This is a genomic window from Vibrio sp. 10N.286.46.A8, from assembly GCF_041470165.1.
Taxonomy (GTDB): domain Bacteria; phylum Pseudomonadota; class Gammaproteobacteria; order Enterobacterales; family Vibrionaceae; genus Vibrio; species Vibrio tasmaniensis_A.
In genome coordinates this window covers 976-1,945 of sequence record NZ_JBFRLX010000030.1, presented here as the reverse complement: position 1 = coordinate 1,945, position 970 = coordinate 976, and the positions used below count along the sequence as shown (strand labels likewise).

The window sequence follows — 970 nt, the reverse complement described above, 5'->3', positions numbered from 1 at the left end:
AAAACCGGACCTCTCCTCTTTGGTTAAATAACACCCTACTTATTGTTCGATATAAATATGCAATCGATTTCCATAATGAAAATGAGTTGTTTGCCCAATCCTCATCCATTAATTATATAATTTTTAAAGCAAAGATCGGTAAAATCCGCTAATCTTGGTCGCAGTGGCTTAGTTAGTTTGGTATCTGCAGTAAAAATCATGAAAAAAGACGAATTTCAAAAATCCACCGCAAATCTAAAAAAAGCGGTGCCTCTTATGATGAAGAACCGGGTGTCTACTACACCTGCAAATTACGCACTTTGGTACACCTATGTTGACAATGCTATCCCACAGCTGACAAAAGACATGGATGGTATCTTGGAATACTATGGCATTTGTCCTCCAGCCGTTGGTGAGCAGCTTTACAATAATTATGTTGCTAGCAAGTCTGAAACGAATATCAATGACCTCCGCGCCAATTTAGAATTGTTGGTCTCGGAAGTTTCGAATTCGATGAATGACACACTGACCGATACCTCTGCTTTTTCTGAGATGATTGATAAAAGCTTCGAAGATTTAGCCCGCGTTGACAATGAAAGTTTATCGATCGATGAAGTCATGTCTTTAGTTCGTCAGTTAGTTTCTGAATCTCGTCATATTCGTCACTCTACTCAATTTTTAAATTCTCAGTTGAATTCTGCGACATCAGAAATCACTAAGCTAAAGTCTCAGCTAGTCGAAGTGCAGAAAGATGCACTCTTTGACAGCACAACGACACTCTATAACCGTCGCTCTTTCGACCGTGATATAGAAACCTTGTGTGAAGCGAAACAACCTCTGTGTTTAATTCTTCTCGATATCGATCATTTTAAAAACTTCAACGACACTTATGGCCACCTATTTGGCGACATGGTTCTTAAAGGCATTGCGCGCAAATTAAAACAAATGTGCCGTGAAGGGATTTCTGCTTACCGATTTGGTGGTGAAGAGT

Annotated in this window: 1 protein-coding gene; it reads left to right on the top strand. The window is 39.4% G+C overall.

Features of this window, described 5'->3' with window-relative positions:
* Positions 1 to 198: 198 nt before the first annotated feature.
* Positions 199 to 970, top strand: a 772-nt coding sequence (locus AB4232_RS03850) for a GGDEF domain-containing protein (RefSeq protein ID WP_372086282.1), incomplete at its 3' end; no start/stop codon positions are given.